The sequence below is a fragment of the Mesorhizobium sp. genome, assembly GCF_041661565.1.
Classification (GTDB): Bacteria; Pseudomonadota; Alphaproteobacteria; order Rhizobiales; family Rhizobiaceae; genus Mesorhizobium.
The window spans coordinates 1-19221 of record NZ_JBAZUD010000100.1; the positions used below are offsets into that span (position 1 = coordinate 1).

General features: G+C 63.0%; 19 protein-coding genes and 1 tRNA gene. 13 read left to right on the top strand and 7 right to left on the bottom strand.

Annotated elements, in window-relative coordinates:
* The first annotated feature begins 114 nt into the window (after positions 1–114).
* The 5 genes from tatC to WC739_RS17390 all read left to right on the top strand — a co-directional run bounded on the left by tatC (position 115) and on the right by WC739_RS17390 (position 5521).
* Positions 115–990, top strand: a complete 876-nt coding sequence (gene tatC, locus WC739_RS17370) for a twin-arginine translocase subunit TatC (protein ID WP_372954257.1) — start codon at positions 115–117, stop codon at positions 988–990.
* Positions 991–1096: 106 nt separating this feature from the next.
* Positions 1097–2401 carry a serine--tRNA ligase gene (gene serS, locus WC739_RS17375; RefSeq protein ID WP_372954258.1) on the top strand — a complete coding sequence of 435 codons (1305 nt, stop codon included), beginning with the start codon at positions 1097–1099 and terminating at the stop codon, positions 2399–2401.
* Positions 2401–3159 carry a 5'/3'-nucleotidase SurE gene (gene surE / locus WC739_RS17380; RefSeq protein WP_372954259.1) on the top strand — a complete coding sequence of 253 codons (759 nt, stop codon included), beginning with the start codon at positions 2401–2403 and terminating at the stop codon, positions 3157–3159. Before serS ends, surE begins: the two co-directional genes overlap by 1 nt.
* Complete coding sequence (locus WC739_RS17385; RefSeq protein WP_372954260.1) at positions 3156–3815, top strand: protein-L-isoaspartate(D-aspartate) O-methyltransferase; 660 nt, start codon at positions 3156–3158, stop codon at positions 3813–3815. The genes surE and WC739_RS17385 overlap by 4 nt, the downstream gene beginning before the upstream one ends.
* 194 nt (positions 3816–4009) lie before the next feature.
* Complete coding sequence (locus WC739_RS17390) at positions 4010–5521, top strand: peptidoglycan DD-metalloendopeptidase family protein (protein WP_372954261.1); 1512 nt, start codon at positions 4010–4012, stop codon at positions 5519–5521.
* 98 nt (positions 5522–5619) lie between these two features.
* On the opposite strand, the gene WC739_RS17395 is transcribed toward WC739_RS17390, so the two are convergent.
* A complete protein-coding gene (locus WC739_RS17395) occupies positions 5620–6495 on the bottom strand; it encodes an ATP-binding protein (RefSeq protein WP_372954262.1) in 876 nt (291 codons plus the stop codon).
* A 289-nt stretch (positions 6496–6784) separates the two neighbouring features.
* On the opposite strand from WC739_RS17395, the gene yajC reads away from it, so the two are divergent.
* The 4 genes from yajC to WC739_RS17415 are packed head-to-tail and all read left to right on the top strand — an operon-like array spanning position 6785 to position 10989.
* Positions 6785–7126, top strand: coding sequence for a preprotein translocase subunit YajC (gene yajC / locus WC739_RS17400; protein WP_372954263.1), 342 nt, complete (start codon positions 6785–6787; stop codon positions 7124–7126).
* 51 nt (positions 7127–7177) lie between these two features.
* The gene (gene secDF / locus WC739_RS17405) at positions 7178–9730 is read left to right on the top strand and encodes a protein translocase subunit SecDF (RefSeq protein ID WP_372954264.1); all 2553 of its coding nucleotides are present in this window, start codon (positions 7178–7180) and stop codon (positions 9728–9730) included.
* A 28-nt stretch (positions 9731–9758) separates the two neighbouring features.
* Complete coding sequence (locus WC739_RS17410; RefSeq protein WP_372954265.1) at positions 9759–10151, top strand: Mth938-like domain-containing protein; 393 nt, start codon at positions 9759–9761, stop codon at positions 10149–10151.
* 1 nt (position 10152) lies between these two features.
* A complete protein-coding gene (locus tag WC739_RS17415; RefSeq protein WP_372954266.1) occupies positions 10153–10989 on the top strand; it encodes a phytoene/squalene synthase family protein in 837 nt (278 codons plus the stop codon).
* 30 nt (positions 10990–11019) lie between these two features.
* Here the strand turns inward: WC739_RS17415 and trmFO are convergent, their stop codons facing one another.
* The 3 genes from trmFO to WC739_RS17430 all read right to left on the bottom strand — a co-directional run bounded on the left by trmFO (position 11020) and on the right by WC739_RS17430 (position 13451).
* Positions 11020–12432, bottom strand: a complete 1413-nt coding sequence (trmFO, locus tag WC739_RS17420; protein WP_372954267.1) for a methylenetetrahydrofolate--tRNA-(uracil(54)-C(5))-methyltransferase (FADH(2)-oxidizing) TrmFO — start codon at positions 12430–12432, stop codon at positions 11020–11022.
* 688 nt (positions 12433–13120) lie between these two features.
* A complete protein-coding gene (locus WC739_RS17425) occupies positions 13121–13261 on the bottom strand; it encodes a DUF1127 domain-containing protein (protein ID WP_372954268.1) in 141 nt (46 codons plus the stop codon).
* Positions 13262–13310: 49 nt separating this feature from the next.
* Entirely contained in the window at positions 13311–13451 is a 141-nt protein-coding gene (locus WC739_RS17430; RefSeq protein WP_013531315.1) for a DUF1127 domain-containing protein, read from the bottom strand.
* Between the two features lie 236 nt (positions 13452–13687).
* Here WC739_RS17430 and WC739_RS17435 point away from each other — a divergent pair, with 236 nt between their 5' ends.
* A complete protein-coding gene (locus tag WC739_RS17435; RefSeq protein WP_372954269.1) occupies positions 13688–14806 on the top strand; it encodes a DUF2157 domain-containing protein in 1119 nt (372 codons plus the stop codon).
* Complete coding sequence (locus WC739_RS17440) at positions 14803–15387, top strand: GDYXXLXY domain-containing protein (protein ID WP_372954270.1); 585 nt, start codon at positions 14803–14805, stop codon at positions 15385–15387. Before WC739_RS17435 ends, WC739_RS17440 begins: the two co-directional genes overlap by 4 nt.
* Positions 15388–15407: 20 nt before the next feature.
* On the opposite strand, the gene WC739_RS17445 is transcribed toward WC739_RS17440, so the two are convergent.
* Positions 15408–15490, bottom strand: a tRNA-Leu gene (locus WC739_RS17445).
* A 361-nt stretch (positions 15491–15851) separates the two neighbouring features.
* Here WC739_RS17445 and tig point away from each other — a divergent pair.
* Complete coding sequence (gene tig / locus WC739_RS17450) at positions 15852–17339, top strand: trigger factor (protein WP_372954271.1); 1488 nt, start codon at positions 15852–15854, stop codon at positions 17337–17339.
* Positions 17340–17501: 162 nt separating this feature from the next.
* Positions 17502–18026 carry a hypothetical protein gene (locus WC739_RS17455; RefSeq protein WP_372954272.1) on the top strand — a complete coding sequence of 175 codons (525 nt, stop codon included), beginning with the start codon at positions 17502–17504 and terminating at the stop codon, positions 18024–18026.
* Between the two features lie 40 nt (positions 18027–18066).
* On the opposite strand, the gene radC is transcribed toward WC739_RS17455, so the two are convergent.
* Both radC and WC739_RS17465 read right to left on the bottom strand, forming a co-directional pair.
* A complete protein-coding gene (gene radC, locus WC739_RS17460) occupies positions 18067–18819 on the bottom strand; it encodes a DNA repair protein RadC (protein WP_372954273.1) in 753 nt (250 codons plus the stop codon).
* Positions 18820–18868: 49 nt separating this feature from the next.
* Positions 18869–19221, bottom strand: a 353-nt coding sequence (locus WC739_RS17465) for a M24 family metallopeptidase (RefSeq protein ID WP_372954274.1), incomplete at its 5' end; no start/stop codon positions are given.

Below are 19221 nucleotides of genomic sequence, written 5' to 3' on the forward strand. Positions count from 1 at the left end.
GGCCGCCAGGCCCGCGGCAACCAAGACGGTCGCGGCCGTGCCAGTGGTTTCATCCGAACCGAAACCTGCCCAGGCCAGGAAGCCCGCGGCCAGGAAGACGGCGGGAGCCGCCAAGTGAGCGTTTCGGACAAGGAAAAGGACGACATCGAAAAATCGTCCGCGCCTCTGATGGAGCATCTGATCGAGCTGCGCAGGCGGCTGATCTGGTCGCTCGGCGGGTTCTTCGTTGCCTTCCTGGTTTGCTTCTTTTTCGCCAAGAGGCTGTTCAATCTCCTGGTCGTCCCGTTCAAATGGGCGACGAAATGGGCCGGGCTCGATCCGCACAAGGTCGAATTGATCTACACCGCCCCGCAGGAATTCTTCTTCACCCAGGTCAAACTCGCCATGTTCGGCGGCATGGTCATCGCCTTTCCGCTGATCGCCACGCAAATCTACAAGTTCATCGCGCCCGGCCTCTACAAGAACGAGCGCAACGCCTTTCTGCCGTTCCTGTTCGCGTCGCCGATCCTGTTCCTGATGGGCGCGTCGCTGGTCTATTTCTTCTTCACGCCGATGGTGATGTGGTTCTTCCTCGCCATGCAGCAGGCCGGCACGGATGATCAGGTGCAGATTTCGCTGCTGCCTAAAGTGTCCGAATATCTCAGCCTGATCATGACGCTGATCTTTTCGTTCGGCCTGGTGTTCCAGCTGCCGGTGGTGACCAGCCTGATGACGCGGGTCGGCATGCTGTCGTCCAAGGCGCTGGCCGAGAAGCGCAAATGGGCGATCGTCATTGCCTTTATCGTTGCCGCCGTGCTGACACCTCCCGATCCAATGAGCCAGATCGGCCTGGCCATCCCGACGATCCTTCTCTACGAGGTCTCCATCTGGGCCGCGCGGTGGATCGAGCGGGACCAGGAGAAGCAGCGGTTGGCGCGCGAGAGGCAGGACGCGTCGGAAACCGTCGCCGACAAGGCGCCTGACGAGCCTCCGGCCCCGGCCGCCTCTTAAGGACAATGGCGCGGCGGCGGAAAACGACAACCGTCGCCCAGCCTCATCTTGCATCGATCAAGGATGCGGTTTACGCCCTCGACCTTAGCTCAGGAGCGTTCAAACCATGCTTGATATCAAATGGATTCGCGACAACCCGAAGGCCCTTGTGGAGGCGCTGGTCAAGCGCTCCTGGTCGGCTGACGACGCGCAGTCCACGGTCGACGGGCTGATCGCCTCCGACGAGGCGCGGCGTGAACACGTCACCGAGCTGCAGACCAAGCAGGAGCGCCGCAACGCCGCCTCGAAGGAGATCGGCAACGCCATGCGTGCGGGCGATGCGGCGCTTGCGGAACGGCTGAAAGCCGAAGTCGGCGAGATCAAGACTTTCATCCAGAATGGCGAGGCGCGCGAACGCGAGCTCGACAAGGCGCTGAACGACGCGCTGGCGGTGCTGCCCAACGTGCCGCTGGACGACGTGCCGGTCGGCAAGGACGAGCACGACAACGTCGTCAAGCATGTCGTCGGCAAGGCGCCGACGCGGCCGAACTGGGTGAAGGAGCATTTCGAGATCGGCGAAGCGCTGGGCATGATGGATTTCGAGCGTGCGGCGAAGCTGTCCGGCTCGCGCTTCACCGTGTTGAAGGGAGGGCTGGCGCGGATGGAACGCGCGCTGGGCCAGTTCATGCTCGACCTTCACACGACCGAGCATGGCTATGAAGAGGTCATTCCGCCGCTGATGGTCAAGGACGAGGTTCTTTTCGGCACCAACCAGTTGCCGAAGTTCGAGGAGGATCTGTTCTTCACGCCGCATGGCGAGGGCAGGCTGGGCCTGATCCCCACCGCCGAGGTGCCGCTTACGAATCTCGTGCGGGAAGAGATCACCGCGCATGAGAGACTGCCGTTGCGCTACACCGCACTGACGCCGTGTTTCCGCTCGGAGGCGGGTTCGGCCGGGCGCGACACGCGCGGCATGCTGCGCCAGCACCAGTTCTACAAGGTGGAATTGGTGTCGATCACCGACCAGGACTCGTCGCTTGCCGAACACGAGCGGATGACGCAATGCGCCGAGGAGGTGCTCAAGCGGCTCGGACTGCCGTTCCGCACCATGACGCTGTGCACCGGCGACATGGGTTTCGGCGCGCGCAAGACCTACGACATCGAGGTCTGGCTGCCCGGTCAGAACGCCTATCGCGAAATCTCGTCCTGCTCGGTTTGCGGCGATTTCCAGGCACGCCGGATGGACGCCCGTTACAAGGACAAGGATGGCAGGGGCAACCGCTTCGTTCATACCCTCAACGGTTCGGGCACCGCTGTCGGCCGCGCACTCATAGCCGTCATCGAAAACTACCAGAATGAGGATGGCAGCGTAACGATTCCTGAAGCGCTGCGGCCTTACATGGGTGGCCTGGAAAAGATCGAATCGAAATAATGCGCATTCTTCTGACCAATGACGACGGCATCCATGCCGAGGGTCTGGCATCGCTCGAACGTGTCGCACGCACGCTCTCGGATGATGTCTGGGTGGTGGCCCCGGAGCAGGACCAGTCCGGCTACGCGCATTCGCTGTCGATCTCGGAGCCGCTGCGGCTGCGCAGGATCGGCGAGAAGCATTTCGCCGTCCGCGGCACACCGACCGACTGCGTCATCATGGGCGTCAAGAAGATCCTGCCTAGCGCGCCCGACCTGATCCTGTCCGGGATCAACTCCGGCGCCAACATCGCCGACGACGTCACCTATTCGGGAACCGTCGCGGGCGCCATGGAAGGCGCGCTGCTCGGCATCCGCTCGATCGCGCTCAGCCAGGCCTACAGCTATGCCGGCGAGGATCGCGTCGTCCCCTACCAGACGACCGAGGCGCTGGCGCCGGCGCTGCTGGAGAAGCTCGTGGCGACGCCGCTGCCGGACGGCGTGCTGCTCAACGTCAATTTTCCCAACTGCCCTCCCGAGGACGTCGCTGGAACGGTGGTCACCACCCAGGGCAAGCTCGTGCACAGCCTGTCGGTCGAAGAGCGCCGGGACGGTCGTGGGCTGCCCTATTACTGGTTGCGCTTCGGCCGCGAGCCGGTCGAGGGCAGGCAGGGTAGCGATCTCCATGCCATGCGCAACAGGCTGGTGTCGGTGACGCCGTTGCAGCTCGACCTCACCGCGCATGAGATCCGTGACCAGTTGAGCAAGGCGCTTGCATGAACCAGGGGCTCCCAATCGATGATCGCGAAGGGTTTGCCGCCTTCCTGCTGCGGCTGCGGGGCAGGGGAACGGTGCCGAAGCCGCTGATCACGGCTTTCGAGGCGACGCCGCGCCGCGGCTTCCTCGGCGCCCAGTTTCATTCGATCGCCTGGTCGGATCGCATGCTGCCGATCGAATGCGGCGAGGCGATCGAGGGCGCGGACCTTCAGGCCGCGGTTATCGCCGCGCTGGCCATCGAACAGGGCAACCGTGTGCTCGAGATCGGCACCGGCTCCGGCTATACGGCGGCGGTCATGTCGCGCCTGGCAGCACGCGTCGTCACCGCCGATCGCTACAAGACCCTGGTCGAACAGGCCAGGCAGCGTTTTGAGGCACTTGGCATCGGCAACGTCATCGTCCGCCAGGCGGAGGCTTCCGGCGGGCTGCCGAACGAGGCGCCGTTCGATCGCATCGTCGCCTGGGCCGCCTTCGACAGCCTCCCGCGCTTCCTGCTCGACCAATTGTCGAGCGGCGGCATCGTCATCGCTCCGATCGGGCCGGAAGAAGGCGAGCAGATACTGGCCAAGCTGACCAAGGTCGGCAGCCGTTTCGAACGCGAGGATATCGGCATGGTCCGGCTGCAGCCGATCCTGCGCAGCTTGGCTGCCGTCATCTAGCGAGTTGCGTCCGGACAACAGGCGGTCCCGAAATCGGCCTCTCCAGGCATGGTTCGACTATTGTCGAGCGCCGCCAATGCAATTCTCAAACATTTTAAGAAAATTTGCGTCGGATTCCATTGGGTTAACCGACGAGTAACATTAACGCGCTTTAATCATGCCTAGTTTGTACCGGGTATGTGCGGGTCAGTGCGATGCAATTCAGTGTTTTGAAGGCAAACGGACGCAATCTGGCGCGTGGGTGCGCCGTGCTCATGGTCGCGGGCGCCGCGGCCGGGTGCAGTTCCCAGGCTTCGCGCTTCAACAGTGTCGATGACGTCTTTACTTCATCGACCAACAATCAGCGCAACATCATCAACAAGCAGGACGCCGCGCAGCCCTATCCGGGCGATGTCGCGGCCGCTCCACTCGACGGCGCCCACACGCAGTCGGTCAGCCGTTCCAGCCTGGAGCCGGTTTCGTCCCGGCCGCTGCCGCCGCCGGTTGCCCAATCGCAGCCGGCTCCCGTGCTGGCTCCGGCCTCAAGGCCGATTCGCACCGCATCGGCTCCGGCGCTCGACAGGGCAAGCACGGGCACAGTCGCTCCGGCCGGGTCGCCGTTCAAGGTCTCGCAGCCCGACGCGCCGCGCATGGCCCCGGCTGGCTCTCCGCATGCGACCGAAATCGTCGTCAGGGACGGCGAGACCATCTCCGGCCTGGCGCAGCGCTATCATGTGCCGAGCGATGTGATCATGAAGGTCAATGGGCTCAGCCCCACCAAGGGGTTGAAGACCGGCCAGAAGCTGGTCATCCCTGCCTACGCCTATTCGAGCAAGGCCGAGCCGAAAGTCGCCGAGGCCAAGCCTGCCAAGGACGGCAAGCACGACCTGCCGGCCACCGCGCCGGAGAAGGTCGCGGTGCTGCCGCAGCAGCCGAAGCCCAGGGACGGCAAGTCCGCCGCTCCGGTCGACACTTCGGCCGCCGCGAACCAGCCGAAGGCTTCCAAGCCGCAGATGGCCGAAGCCAAGGCGACCAGCCCTGCCGGAACCTACACGGTGCAGTCGGGCGATACATTATCCTCCATTGCCAGGAAGACCGGGGTCGGCCCCGTTGCCCTGAAACAAGCGAACGGCCTGCAGGATGGCTTGCTCAAGATCGGCCAGACCCTGAAGGTGCCAGCCGGCGGAACGGCGACGGTCGCCAGCGCCAAACCGGCGAAGGTCGATCCGGTGACCACGGCCACCACCCAGCCCGCCGCGAAGGCCACGCCATCGGAAACACTGGCGTCCTACACGCCGCCGAAGAAAGATTCGAAGGTTATCCAGCAGGCCGAGGACGACGACGCCGTAGCCCCGGACGCTACCGGCATCGGCAAGATGCGCTGGCCGGTGCGCGGCCGGGTTATCTCCGGTTTCGGCGGCGGCAAGGATGGCGTCGACATCGCCGTGCCAACGGGAACGCCGGTCAAGGCGGCGGAGAACGGTGTCGTCATCTACGCCGGTGACGGGCTCAAGGAATTCGGCAACACGGTGCTGGTGCGCCATGAGAACGGCCTGGTCACCGTCTACGGCCACGCCAGCTCGATCGAGGTCCAGCGTGGCCAGAAGGTCAAGCGCGGCCAGGAGATCGCGCTGTCGGGCATGAGCGGCACGACGGACTCGCCCAAGCTGCACTTCGAAGTGCGCAAGAACTCGGCGCCGGTCGATCCTTCCGGCTATCTCGAATAGAACAAGAAAAGCGATTTGCGGGCCGCCTGACCTCCAGTCCGGCCCGCCGGCTCAGCCCGTTCCGCAAGGAGCGGGCTTTTTCAGTTGGATATCGCGGATCAGTCCTTCAGCGGTCTTCCCAGGCGGCCGGCCAGGTCCTGGGTGAACTGCCAGGCGACACGGCCCGAGCGGCTGCCGCGTGTCGTTGCCCATTCCAGCGCATCGGCGCGCAACTGCTCTGGCTCGATGTCGAGGCCGTGGTGGCTTGCATAGCCGTTGACCATGTCGAGATACTCATCCTGCGAGCATTTGTGGAAGCCGAGCCAGAGGCCGAAACGATCGGACAGCGAAACCTTTTCTTCCACCGCTTCCGAAGGGTTGATGGCGGTCGAGCGCTCGTTGTCGATCATGTCGCGCGGCAAGAGGTGGCGACGATTCGAGGTGGCGTAGAAGATGACATTGGCCGGTCGGCCCTCGACGCCGCCTTCGAGTGCCGCCTTGAGCGACTTGTAGGACGTGTCGTCGTGGTCGAACGAGAGGTCGTCGCAAAACAGGATGAAGCGAAAGGGAGCGGCCTTCAGCAAACCCATGAGCTTCGGCAGCGTATCGATGTCCTCGCGGTGGATCTCGATCAGCTTCAGCGGCAGGCCGGACCTGGCCTTGGCGTTGATCTCCGCGTGCGCGGCCTTGACCAGCGACGATTTGCCCATGCCGCGCGCGCCCCACAACAATACGTTGTTGGCGGCATGGCCTGCGGCGAAGCGTTCGGTGTTGTCCACAAGGATGTCGCGGACGCGGTCGACGCCACGGATCAGGCCGATGTCGACGCGGTTGACCTTGCGCACCGGCTCAAGATAGCCCGGATCGGCCTGCCAGACGAAGCAATCGGCGTCGGCAAGGTCGGTTTCAGGGACCTGCGGTTTTGCAAGCCGGCTGACCGCCTCGATCAGGCGGTCGAGCTTGCTGTTCAGGGCGTCCAGGTTGCTGTCGGTCATGTCTGTCTTCTGTTTGTTGACGGTATTGAAGCGGGTCGCGTGAAGTTCGCCGATTCCGCCATGCGCGAAACCCGTTGCAACCTTCTGTTCGAGCGGGATCTTTTGCGCAAACACTCTCGTGCCCTCGGCGATCATGCTCTAACACGGCCCGACAGGCCGGAAAAGCAGCCGATTTGCCCGGCCGCGCAGTTGCATTGACAACTTTACCGACTATATTCCGGCCAAATTTCAGGGCCGCCAATTCCAGGATCCGGCGTGGCGGCGGTTTTCCAAATTCAGGAGTTCTTCGATGTTCGTGACACCGGCATACGCGCAAGGCATCGGCGGCACGTCTCCCGATATGCTCATCAGCATTCTACCGTTCGTGCTGATCTTCGTGATCATGTATTTCCTGATCATCAGGCCGCAGCGCACGCAGCTTAAGAAGCGTGGCGAGATGCTGGCGGCCGTGCGTCGCGGTGACACGGTCATCACCGGCGGCGGCTTCGTCGGCAAGGTGACCAAGGTGATCGACGACAACGAGCTCGAGGTCGACCTCGGTGGCGGCGTCAAGGTGACCGCTCTGCGCTCAACGATCGCCGATGTGCGCGTCAAGGGCGAACCGGTGGCCAACCAGAACGCCAAGAAATAACCCAATTTCAGGCGGAGCGATCCGCGGACACGCTCTGACGGACGACGCCATATGCTGTATTTCTCGCGCTTCAAGATGATCCTGATCTGGGTGGCCGTAGCCATCACGGTGATCCTCGCCGCGCCCAATCTCATTCCCGCAAGCACTCTGGCCCAGCTCCCGAGCTGGGTGCCGAAGCGTCAGATGACGCTCGGCCTCGACCTTCAGGGCGGCTCGCACATCCTTCTGGAGATGAACCAGAACGATCTGATCAAGGATCGGCTCGAGACGACGCGCGATGAGATTCGGACGCTGCTGCGCGATGCCAAGATTGGCTATACCGGTCTCGCCGGCACGGGGCGGACCTTGCAGGTCCGCATCACGGATCCCGCCCAGCTCGACGCGGCCAAGACGGCGCTGAAATCGCTGACCGAACCAGTCGCCGCGGGCCTTTTCACCGGCGGGTCCATCCAGGAAATGACGCTCGACGATTCCGAGCCGGGCCTGCTCAAGTTCAATGTGACCGATGCCGGCATCAAATACCGCACATCGACCGCGTTGACGCAGTCGATCGAGGTCGTCGAGCGCCGCGTCAACGAACTCGGCACGACAGAACCGATCGTGCAGCGGCAGGGCGACGACCGTATCCTGGTGCAGGTGCCGGGTCTGCAGGACCCGCAAAGGCTGAAGGAAATTCTCGGCCAGACCGCCAAGCTGACCTTCCAGATGGTCGACCAGTCGATGCCGGTGCAGGATGCGATGAAAGGCCGTCCTCCGGCCGGGTCATCGATCCTGTACTCGCAGGACGACCCGCCGGTTCCGTACCTGATCGAGAACCGCGTCATCGTGTCGGGCGAAAACCTCGTCGATGCCCAGGCAACCTATAATTCGCAGAACAATGAGCCGGTGGTCTCGTTCCGGTTCGATTCCAAGGGTGCGGCCCGCTTCGGCCAGGCCACCTCGCAGAATGTCGGCAAGCTGTTCGCCATCGTCCTCGACAATCAGGTGATCTCGGCGCCGCAGATCCGCGAGGCCATCCTCGGGGGAACGGGACAGATTTCCGGCAATTTCACCGCACAGAGCGCCAATGATCTCGCGGTGCTGCTGCGGGCCGGCGCTTTGCCGGCGACATTGACCGTCATCGAGGAGCGTACAGTCGGTCCGGGCCTCGGCCAGGATTCGATCCATGCCGGCAAGGTAGCCGGCATCATCGGCTCGATCCTCGTCGTCGTGTTCATGTTCGTTGCCTACGGTTTCCTCGGCTTCCTCGCCAACATCGCGCTGGCGGTGCATGTGGCTATGATCGTGGGATTGCTGTCGCTGCTCGGCGCGACGCTGACCTTGCCCGGCATTGCCGGTATCGTGTTGACCATCGGCATGGCGGTGGATTCCAACGTGCTGATCTACGAGCGTATCCGCGAGGAGCGACGAAACGGCCGATCGGTGATCCAGGCGATCGATACCGGTTTCACCAAGGCGCTGGCGACGATCGTCGATTCCAACGTCACATCGCTGATCGCAACCGTGGTTCTGTTCTATCTCGGCACCGGGCCGGTGAAGGGTTTCGCCATCACCTTCGCCATCGGCATCCTGACCACGGTTTTCACCGCCTTCACCTTCACCCGCCTGCTTGTTTCGATCTGGCTGCGCCGCGCCCGTCCGAAGGAATTGCCGAAGGCTCCGATAACCTTCGTCCCGCCGGGCACGAAGATACCGTTCATGGGCATACGGCGCTGGACGTTCGCGCTGTCGAGCTTCCTGTCGGTGCTATCGGTCGTGCTGTTCATGACCGTGGACATCAATTACGGCATCGATTTCAAGGGCGGCTCGCTGATCGAGGTCAAGGCCAAGAGTGGCGACGCCAATATCGGTGATATTCGCAGCAGGCTGACGGAACTCAATATCGGCGAAGTTCAGGTGCAGCAGTTCGGCGCGCCGAACGACGTGTTGATCCGTGTCGGCTCACAAGACGGCGGCGAGAACGCCGAACAGAGCGTCATCGACAAGGTGCGCGGTGAGCTACAGGACAATTACGATTTCCGCCGCGTCGAAGTGGTGGGTCCGACCGTCTCGGGCGAACTGGCCAAGCAAGGCACGATCGCCATGCTCGTCGCATTGGTCGGCATCCTGATTTACGTCTGGTTCCGCTTCGAGTGGCAGTTCGCCGTCGGCGCCATCGTGGCGACCGTGCATGATGTGGTCATGACGCTGGGCTTTTTCGTCATCACCGGACTGGAGTTCAACCAATCATCGCTCGCGGCGATCCTGACGATCATCGGTTATTCGCTGAACGACACGATCGTGGTCTACGACCGCGTCCGAGAGGATCTGCGAAAATACAAGCGAATGCCGCTGCCGCAGCTCCTCAACAACGCCATCAACGAGACGCTGTCCAGAACGACGCTGACCTCGGTGACGACGATCCTGGCGTTGCTGGCGCTGGTGCTGTTCGGCGGCGAGGTGATCCGCTCCTTCACCATGGCCATGCTGTTCGGCGTCATCTTCGGCACCTATTCGTCGATCTTCATCGCCGCACCGTTGCTGATCCTGTTCAAGTTGCGGCCGCAGGCTTCGACTGCCGACGAGGAAAAGCCGGTCAGCGGCGGCAAGGCGGTCGCGACCTGACGCGCCGCCCTGAAGGGGTGACAGAACGATGACCGGCAAAGGCATCGTCATCCGCGAGGCGCATTTTCCCGGCCGTGCGCCGATCGAGGCCTACGGCAATGGCGGCTTCCGCTTCGCCGACATGTCGCACCGGGGCTCGCTGCTGTGCTTGCCGTCCGGCATCCATGGCTGGGAGCCTGCCGACCCTTTGGCGCTTGGTGTGGCGGATTTCGACCGGCTCCTGGCTGAGGCTGACAAGGTGGAGATCCTGCTGGTCGGCATGGGCAAGGATCTCAGGCCTTTGCCGGCGGCATTGCGGGCGGCGCTGAAGGCGGCGGGCATCGGGTCCGACCCGATGTCGACGGGAGCGGCAGTGCGGACTTACAATGTCCTGCTGGCCGAGGACCGCGCCGTGGCCGCCGCACTCATCGCCGTCGACTGAAATGTTCCCGAACGCCAAGATCGTCATGGACGCGGTCCGCGCCGCCGACCATGACCGCTATCTCACCGCGCTCTACGCGCCAGCCGACAAGCGCGATGCGTTGTTTGCGCTTTTTGCCTTCAATGCCGAGATCGCGGGTATTCGCGATCGCATCCGCGAGGCTTTGCCCGGCGAGGTGCGGTTGCAGTGGTGGCGCGATGTCATCGCCGCCGGTGGGGAGGCGGGTGCCGGCCATCCCACAGCCGAAGCCTTGAATGCCACGATTGCTGCGTCCGACCTGCCAAAGCCGGCCTTCGAGAACATGCTCGAAGCGCGCATCTTCGACCTCTACGATGATCCGATGCCGTCACGCACCGATCTCGAAGGCTATTGCGGCGAGACGGCGGCAGCCCTGATCCAACTGGCGGCGATGGTGCTCGATCCTGTCGAGGCGCCCGGCTTCGCCGAGCTGGCGGGCAGGGCGGGCTGTGCGCAGGCCATGACCGGACTGCTGCTTTTGGTGCCGCTGCACCGCAAGCGCGGACAGTGTTTTATCCCGGCCGATCTCCTGGCGGCGGCAGGATCATCGCCGGAAGAGTTTGTTGCCGGCGATGGCGGGCCCGGGGCGCAGCGCGCGGTGGCGGCGATGATTTCGCTGGCGCGCGAACATCTTTCGGCTTTCGAGCGGGGCGCCGCCGGACTGCCGGTGTCTTTGCGCCCGGCATTCCTGCCGCTGGCGCTGTCGCGCGCCTATCTCACGAAAATGGAGCGCGGTTCGCCGCTTGAAGGCGTGGCGCGACTGTCGGCCCTGCGGCGGCACTGGTTGCTGTTGCATCGCGCGAGCAAGGGCTGGCGGTAAGCCGAAGCACCAAGCGAATGAACGCCGTCGCTATTCGGCCGCTTCGGCGGTCCGCGCCGGCAGTCCCAGCCATTGCCGGCAGTCATCCAGGGCGCGCGACGTGATTGCATGCCGCTTGGCGACGGTCTTGTCCTTGCCGCGCATGCGCTTGCCTTCGGTCTTCGGCGCCTCCACCGGGGGGAACAGGCCGAAATTGACGTTCATCGGCTGGAAGGAGCGCTTTCCCGGTTCGTCATCGGAAACGATGTGGCCACCGGTGATGTGGTTGAGCAGCGCACCGAAGGCCGTGGTGAGCGGCGGCAGCGATGGTGCGTGGCCCTGCCTTTGGGCGGCGGCGAAGCGTCCGGCAAGCAGGCCGATCGCGGCGCTCTCGACATAGCCCTCGCAACCGGTGATCTGGCCGGCGAAGCGCAGGCCGGGGCGCGACTTCAGTTGCAGCGAGGCATCGAGCAGGGTCGGCGAGTTGATGTAGGTGTTGCGGTGCAGGCCGCCGAGGCGGGCGAAATCGGCGTTTTCCAGGCCTGGAATGGTGCGGAACACGCGCACCTGCTCGGCATGCTTCAGCTTGGTCTGGAAACCGACCATGTTGTAGAGCGTGCCCAGCGCATTGTCCTGGCGCAACTGCACGACCGCATAGGCCTTCACTGTCGGATTGTGCGCGTTGGTCAGGCCCATGGGCTTCATCGGGCCGTAACGGAGCGTCTCGACGCCGCGCTCGGCCATGATCTCGATCGGCAGGCAGCCATCGAAATAGGGCGTGCCTTCCCATTGCTTGAACTCGGTTTTCTGGCCGTCGATGAGCGCCTGCACGAAGGCAAGATACTGCTCCTTGTCCATCGGACAGTTGATGTAGTCCTTGCCGGTGCCCCCGGGCCCGACCTTGTCGTAACGCGACTGGAACCAGCAAATGTTCATGTCGATCGTTTCGAAGTGGACGATCGGCGCGATGGCGTCGAAGAAGGCCAGCGCATCGGCGCCGGTGGCATCGGCGATAGACTGGGCAAGCGAAGGCGCCGTCAGCGGCCCGGTGGCGACGATCGCCTGATCCCACTCCGCCGGCGGCAAGCCCGGCACTTCCTCGCGCTGGATGGTGATCAGCGGGTGCGCTTCGAGTGTCCTTGTCACTGTGTCGGAGAAACCGTCACGGTCGACGGCAAGCGCGCCCCCGGCCGGCACCTGGCTGGCGTCGCCGGCGCTCATGATCAGCGAGCCGGCCAGCCGCATTTCGGCGTGCAGAAGGCCAACGGCATTGTTTTCGGCATCGTCGGAGCGGAAGGAGTTGGAGCAGACCAGCTCGGCCAGTCCATCGGTCTTGTGGGCATCGGTCCCGCGAACCGGGCGCATTTCGTGCAGGATCACGGGAACGCCGGCTTGCGCCGCTTGCCACGCTGCTTCCGAGCCGGCCAGACCGCCGCCGATGATGTGAATTGGATTTTTGTTCATGAGCGCCGGAATAATCGCTCAGTGAAGCGATTGCAATTGTCGAGGGGCGACATCGGGATCAGGCTAGTCGGAAAGCCTGCCCTTGAAACAACAACACCCGCCGGGGGAGGAGGTCCGGCGGGTGTCGTTTTTTGGGCCAACCCTCGGGAGGAGGTGAAGGTCGACCGTATTCGTCATCGCCGGGGAGGAGGTCGGCTTTGACGAAATCTCTTTCTCACGAAGACGAATTGCGTTCGCTTCGGCAAGACGAACTGCGTTCGCTTGGGAAGACGAACTGCGTTCGCTTGGGGAAGACGAACTGCGTTCGGTTCGGAAACAGCGCCCGCCGCGGGAGGAGGTGCGGCGGGCGCCGTTTTTGTGGCCAACCTTCGGGAGGAGGTGAAGGTCGGGCCTATTCGTCATCGCCGGGGAGGAGGTCGGCTTTGACGAAATCTCTTTCGCGTTTTTGAAAAGGGGCGAAACCCTTTTGGAGCAACATTCATTTTGCTCCGTGGAAGACGAACTGCGTTCGCTGAAGACGAACTGCGTTCGCTTATGGAAGACGAACTTCGTTCGCTTCGGAAACAGCGCCCGCCGCGGGAGGAGGTGCGGCGGGCGCCGTTTTGGTGGTCAACCCTCGGGAGGAGGGTAAGGGCTGACCGTCTTCACTGGGCTCGGGGAGGAGGTCGATCCCAGTGAAATTCCGTCGTTAGATCGCGCGGCGTGCGACGATCTTGATTTCGTCGCGGATAATGCCGAGATCGTGCAGCTGGCGGTTCGAAAGGCGACCCAGCTCGGTAACCGTCTCGCGATAAACGCGCCAGTTACGATAGTTGCGGATCAGGTTCATTGTCGTTCTCTTCTACAAAACTGGTTCGGACCATTCGCGGTCCGAAGGATTAGACCGCCTTGCGAGCGACGTAGGGGATGTCGCTGCGGCTGATGCCGAGGTCGGTCAGTTCACGGTTGCTCAGGCGGCTCAGCTCGGACACGGTGTCGCGATAGCGGCGCCAGTTGCGGTAGTTGCGGATCAGGTTCATGGTAGTTCTCGTTTCGTCTTTCTTGCGGATCATTCCGTTTGTGTACGAACGTTAAATAGGCGGGCCTACATCGATTTAAAAGCGCTATGGCTGCATGGCAGCAATGCAAATTGTGCAATGCAACATTAACGAGCCTTCACAGACCTGACACAAAGAGAGCAGAATCGGAAAATGCCGTTGCGTCAACGGTTTGGCTGGTCAGGCTGAAGAAGACCTGAGTCGGGGGAGAGTGGGCGATGGCGAGCTATTCGTCTCGGGTCAGGTCGGATATCGCGCGTTGGCGGCAGGCTGGCCTGATTGATGCAGCGACGGCCGATCTGCTGGCGCGAGATGTGGAAGCCAACGAGCGCAAGTCGCTGAGCTTCGGAACGATCCTGGCGATGTTGGCGGCCCTGCTGTTCGGCGCGGCGATCCTGATTTTCGTCGCCGCCAACTGGGACGCGGTTCCGCGGCTGGCGCGCGTGGCGTCCCTCTTCGCCGTCATCCTTGGCGGCTATGTCGGCGGCGCGGTGTTGAAGACACGCGACCACGCGGCAATTGGCGAGGCGCTGTGGATCGTGGCGGCCGCGGCTTTCGGCGGCTCGATCGCGCTGATCGGCCAGATGTATCATCTGTCCGGGGACGAAGCCTCGGTCCTCGTCACCTGGGGCGCCGCGACGGCGCTGGCGGCTGTCGCGCTGCGTTCGAACCCGCTGACTGTCGCCGCGGTCGGCATTGCCGATGGCTGGTTGTTCCTGAAAGGCTTCGATTACTTCACCCGGACCGCGTTTCCGCATGCCTTCGTCATCATGGCGGTGGTGCTTTTCGCCGTCTCGTTCTGGACCCGCAGCCAGCCGGCGCGGCATCTGATCATCCTGTCGCTGCTCTTCTATCTTGTGCTGCTGGCGATGCACCAGGCGACGCTGCCGGTGGCCATCCCCCTGGTCATTGTCTCCATCGTGCTGTTCGCCGCTGGCGTACTTGCCCCAGAGCCAGTCGACAGGATCCTGCAGCTTGACGGCTACTTGCCTTTGCATGCGCTGCTCGGCTTCCTTACCGGCCTGGCCGTCATCCAGTTCGAACTGGCCGACCAAAGCACCTATGACAGCGGTTTCACCATCGCCTCGGTCATCGCACTTGCCGGCATCGTCGGGGCGATCGTGCTGGCCGGAAGGGAAAGCCGGGGCCTGCGATGGCTCGCCTATCTCGGCTTCGCCTTCGAACTCGCCATGATCTATGTCGTGACCTTGCAGTCGATGCTCGACACGGCCGGCTTCTTCCTTGCGGCTGCTGTTCTGCTCGGCATCCTTGCGATCGTCATCATCCGGGTCGAAAAGCGCATAAGGGGCCCTGCCACCGGAGGAGCCACGGCATGATGACAGGAAAGCGGCTGATCATCTCGGCGCTGTTGCTGGCGCTCGTCCAGATAGGTTTTCTGAGCTCGATTATCGTCGGCCGGGCGGCGATCCTGCGCAACGGCAAGGAAGTGCTGCTGAAGATCGAACCTGTCGATCCCAGCGATTTCCTGCGCGGCGACTACATTATCCTTGGTTACGAGATTTCGCGCATACCGGCGACGATGATCGCCAACATTCCGGCAGACAAATTGTCCAGCGACGACACATCGATCGTGGTCCGCCTGAAGAAGGGCGCCGACGGTTACTGGACGCCGACCACAGCCTGGTTCGGCAAGGCGCCGATGCCGGCCGCCGCCGACGAGGCCGATATTTCGGGCCATGTCACGCAAGGTTGGGACCTGCGCGAGGAAGGCGCGACGATCGCGCCGGACTACGGCATAGAGCGCTTCTATGTGCCCGAAGGCGAGGGCATGGCGATCCAGAACGACATTCGCGTGCGCCCGTTCGGCATCCGCCTCGCGCTGGCCAGCGATGGCACGGCGCAGATCAAGGCACTGGTCGATGGCGACAAGACGCTGTTCGAGGAGCCGCTTTATTGAGAGCGGTGGATGTCGGTCGTTGGTGCGGGTAGAGGGACTCGAACCCCCACGATCTCTCGCCAGAACCTAAATCTGGTGCGTCTACCAGTTCCGCCATACCCGCGTGGTCCGGCAATCCCATGTAGCCATCATTCTGTCAATGTCGCATACGAGATGTTGACTCCGGGTCGAAATTATCCGCAAACCGCCCGAACGCGAAGATGGTTGAAAATTAGCCCCGCCTGTGACAAAAGGCGTGTCGAATGTGACGGGACGCGACGATCCGCTTCTGCAGAATGTGATAAGAAGTAGGAAGAACAAGAACTTATTCACATTTTGGAACGCAGTTTGGGAGAGTTTGAGCCGTATTTTCGGTCAAATCGCCAGGTTCCGTACCAAAGCCATTCCCGGCAGAACTATACCGGCAGGCTGTGAACGGCAAAGAGCCGTTTGGCAGCCTCATTGGTGAAAACAAAGGTTTTACGATGCAGGTCACCGAAACACTCAACTCCGGTCTCAAGCGCGAGATCAAGATCACCGTGCCGGCGGTTGACATGGAAGCCAAGCTGATGGCGCGTCTTTCGGACGCCAGGAACAAGGTTCGCATCAACGGCTTCCGCCCCGGCAAGGTGCCGGTGCAGCACCTGCGCAAGGTTTATGGCAAGTCGTTCATGGCCGAAGTGGTCAACGAAATCCTCAACGATTCGACCCGCTCGATCATCACCGGCCGTGGCGAGAAGGCCGCCATGCAGCCCGAGGTCATCATGACCGAGGACGAGAAGGAAGCCGAGAAGATCCTCGCCGGTGGCGCGGATTTCGAGTTTCGCCTCAATTACGAAGTCATTCCCGCGATCGAGATCAAGGATTTCTCCGATATCAAGGTGACGCGCCAGGTTTTCGACGTGCCTGACACCGAGATCGACGAACAGGTCCAGCGCGTGGCCGAGTCGGCCCGCAGCTACGAGCCGAAGACCGGCGAGGCAGCCATCGGCGACCGCGTCAGCATCGACTATGTCGGCAAGATCGACGGCGAGGCCTTCAATGGCGGCGCTGGCACCGATCAGCCGCTGGTGCTGGGTTCCAAGGAATTCATCCCCGGCTTCGAGGACCAGCTGGTCGGCAGCAAGGCCGGTGATGAAAAGCAGGTCACCGTGACTTTCCCGGAGAACTACCAGGCGGCGAACCTGGCCGGCAAGGAAGCCACCTTCGACGTCACCGTCAAGGAAGTCTCCAAGCCCGGCGAGTTGGAAATCAACGACGAAACCGCCAAGAACCTCGGCCTGGAATCGTTGGAGCGCCTGCGCGAGGTCGTGCGCGGCCAGATCGAGAACCAGTTCGGCGCCATGACGCGGCAGAAGGTCAAGCGTCAGCTTCTCGACCAGCTCGACGCGGCCTATTCGTTCGAGGCGCCGTCGAAGCTGATCGACGCCGAGTTCAACAACATCTGGGCGCAGGTCAACCGTGACCTGGAAGCCGCCGGCCGCACCTTCGCCGATGAAGAGACGACGGAAGAAGAGGCGCGCGCCGAATATCTGCGTCTTGCCGAGCGCCGCGTGCGCCTCGGTCTGGTTTTGGCCGAGATCGGCGAGAAGGCCGGCGTCACCGTATCGGACGAAGAACTGCAGCGCGGCTTGTTCGAGCAGGTTCGCCGCTTCCCGGCCAACCAGCAGCAGGAGGCTTTCGAGTTCTACCGCGGCAACCCCGAGGCGCTGAACGCGCTGCGGGCGCCGATGTTCGAGGAGAAGGTTGTCGACCACCTTCTCGGTCAGATTTCGGTCACCGACGTCAAGGTCAGCAAGGAAGAGCTGATGGCCGACGACGAGGAGGCTGAGACCGAGGCGAAGGCAAAGCCGGCGAAGAAAGCCACCAAGAAGGCCGATGCCCCGGCGAGCGATGCAGCGTCAGCCGATGACGTGCAGGAGCCAAAGAAGAAGGCTGCGCCTAAGAAAAAGGCGGCCAAGGACGCCGAATAATCGCCAACGTCGCTTGAGACAGGAAAGGCCGCCCGTTGAGGCGGCCTTTTTGTTGCGTATCTGCAACAGGCGGGCATGCTTCGTGAAAGCTGCCTGTGGACACGACGCACTAATCATTATCTGCGCTTCTATCGTGGGCCGCTTGGGTTCTTGGAGGGCGTGGTGAGACTGTTCGTCGAGATGGGGCATGTCGCTGCCATGGTCCTGGTGCTTGTCTTGGCCTGCGGTAGCGCCCACGCCGATGCGATCCCCGACAACTGGCGGTTCGGTACTGGCGAAGACGGTTTGGTCACTGCGTCGCTCTACGCCACCAACAAGCTCATTACCGGCGGCGGCGCGCTGAGCTACAGCCCGATCCTGACCATTGCCTGCCGGTCAACAGGCGACCGGCGCTGGACGGAGTGGCTGCAACTGAGAGACGCCGTCTCCTCAAGCCGCAAGATCACCATGTCGATCGCCATCGACGGCGGCAGCAAGTTCGACGAGAGCTGGTCGGTCGGTCCACGCGGGCGGATGCTGGTGCGCGACGGCGCGGACGGCATCAAACGCCTTGTTTCCGCAAGCCGGCTGTTGCTTTCGTGGCGGTTCGGACTGCTGTCGGGGCGCGGCGAGGCCGACTTCAATCTCGACGGTTTCGGCGAAGCCGTCGAGCGGATTGCCGGCAGGTGCAACACCGCTTCGCCATAGGCCGGCATGACCGGCCCGCGTCGATGGCAAAATCTGTCGGTCAGATCAGCAGCAGGCCCTTCATGCTGGCGTAGCCTTTTCGCCCGATTATGAGATGGTCATGAACGGAGACGCCCAGCCGCTTGGCGGCCTCGATGATCTCCTTGGTCATCTCGATGTCGGCGCGCGACGGAGTCGGGTCGCCCGATGGATGGTTGTGGACCAGGATGATGGCGGTGGCGGAGAGTTCGAGCGCGCGCTTGACCACTTCGCGCGGATAGACGGGCGTGTGGTCGACGGTGCCGACCTGCTGCACCTCGTCGGCGATCAGCGCGTTCTTCTTGTCGAGGAACAGGATGCGGAACTGTTCACGGTCTTCGAACGCCATGGCCGAGCGGCAATAGTCGAGAAGCTGCGTCCATGATGACAGGATCTCGCGGCCACGGACTTCACCGCGCGCCATGCGCTGCGCCGTTGCCGCGACGACCTTCAGGTCGAGCGCCACCGACGGGCCGATACCCTTGACCTCTTGCAGCAGGCCGAGTGGCGCGCCCAGCACCTCGGCCAGCGTGCCGAAGCGGGCGAGCAATGCCTTGGCGACCGGCTTGGTGTCGGCGCGCGGAATCAGGCGAAACAGGAGAAGCTCGAGCAGTTCGTAGTCGGGCAGGGCATCCGGACCCGCCGAGGAGAAGCGCTCGCGCAAACGGTCGCGATGTCCGAGATAATGCGGCTTTTCCTCGGCTGCCTTGGTCTTCGTCGCCGGTCGGACCGGCATTTCGGCGAAGAAACTTCGCTCGTCGTCGCCGCTTCCCATCCCCACAGCCGCCCCCGCATTCGTGGCCGGATGAACCGGCGAAACAAGATTAGGCCGGCAGACCGGGACGGTCGAGCTTCTTTGGCGACAGCGTGAAAATCTCGCAGCCGGTCTCGGTCACGCCGATCGTGTGCTCATACTGCGCCGACAGGGAGCGGTCGCGCGTCACCGCCGTCCAGCCATCCGACAGAACCTTCACATGTGGCCGGCCGAGATTGATCATCGGCTCGACGGTGAAGATCATGCCGGGGCGCATCTCGACGCCTTCGTGCGCACTGCCATAGTGCAGGATGTTGGGCGCGTCGTGGAAAAGCAGGCCAACCCCGTGGCCGCAGAAATCACGCACGACGGAGCAGCGCTCGGCCTCGGCATAGGTCTGTATGGCGGCGCCGATGGCGCCGG

Excerpts from the sequence above, each read along its gene's own strand:
- serS (WP_372954258.1), top strand. The coding sequence starts at position 1,097 with ATGCTTGATATCAAATGGATTCGCGACAACCCGAAGGCCCTTGTGGAG.
- surE (WP_372954259.1), top strand. The coding sequence starts at position 2,401 with ATGCGCATTCTTCTGACCAATGACGACGGCATCCATGCCGAGGGTCTG.
- WC739_RS17385 (WP_372954260.1), top strand. The coding sequence starts at position 3,156 with ATGAACCAGGGGCTCCCAATCGATGATCGCGAAGGGTTTGCCGCCTTC.
- WC739_RS17390 (WP_372954261.1), top strand. The coding sequence starts at position 4,010 with ATGCAATTCAGTGTTTTGAAGGCAAACGGACGCAATCTGGCGCGTGGG.
- WC739_RS17395 (WP_372954262.1), bottom strand. The coding sequence starts at position 6,495 with ATGACCGACAGCAACCTGGACGCCCTGAACAGCAAGCTCGACCGCCTG.
- yajC (WP_372954263.1), top strand. The coding sequence starts at position 6,785 with ATGTTCGTGACACCGGCATACGCGCAAGGCATCGGCGGCACGTCTCCC.
- secDF (WP_372954264.1), top strand. The coding sequence starts at position 7,178 with ATGCTGTATTTCTCGCGCTTCAAGATGATCCTGATCTGGGTGGCCGTA.
- WC739_RS17410 (WP_372954265.1), top strand. The coding sequence starts at position 9,759 with ATGACCGGCAAAGGCATCGTCATCCGCGAGGCGCATTTTCCCGGCCGT.
- WC739_RS17415 (WP_372954266.1), top strand. The coding sequence starts at position 10,153 with ATGTTCCCGAACGCCAAGATCGTCATGGACGCGGTCCGCGCCGCCGAC.
- trmFO (WP_372954267.1), bottom strand. The coding sequence starts at position 12,432 with ATGAACAAAAATCCAATTCACATCATCGGCGGCGGTCTGGCCGGCTCG.
- WC739_RS17425 (WP_372954268.1), bottom strand. The coding sequence starts at position 13,261 with ATGAACCTGATCCGCAACTATCGTAACTGGCGCGTTTATCGCGAGACG.
- WC739_RS17430 (WP_013531315.1), bottom strand. The coding sequence starts at position 13,451 with ATGAACCTGATCCGCAACTACCGCAACTGGCGCCGCTATCGCGACACC.
- WC739_RS17435 (WP_372954269.1), top strand. The coding sequence starts at position 13,688 with ATGGCGAGCTATTCGTCTCGGGTCAGGTCGGATATCGCGCGTTGGCGG.
- WC739_RS17440 (WP_372954270.1), top strand. The coding sequence starts at position 14,803 with ATGATGACAGGAAAGCGGCTGATCATCTCGGCGCTGTTGCTGGCGCTC.
- tig (WP_372954271.1), top strand. The coding sequence starts at position 15,852 with ATGCAGGTCACCGAAACACTCAACTCCGGTCTCAAGCGCGAGATCAAG.
- radC (WP_372954273.1), bottom strand. The coding sequence starts at position 18,819 with ATGGGAAGCGGCGACGACGAGCGAAGTTTCTTCGCCGAAATGCCGGTC.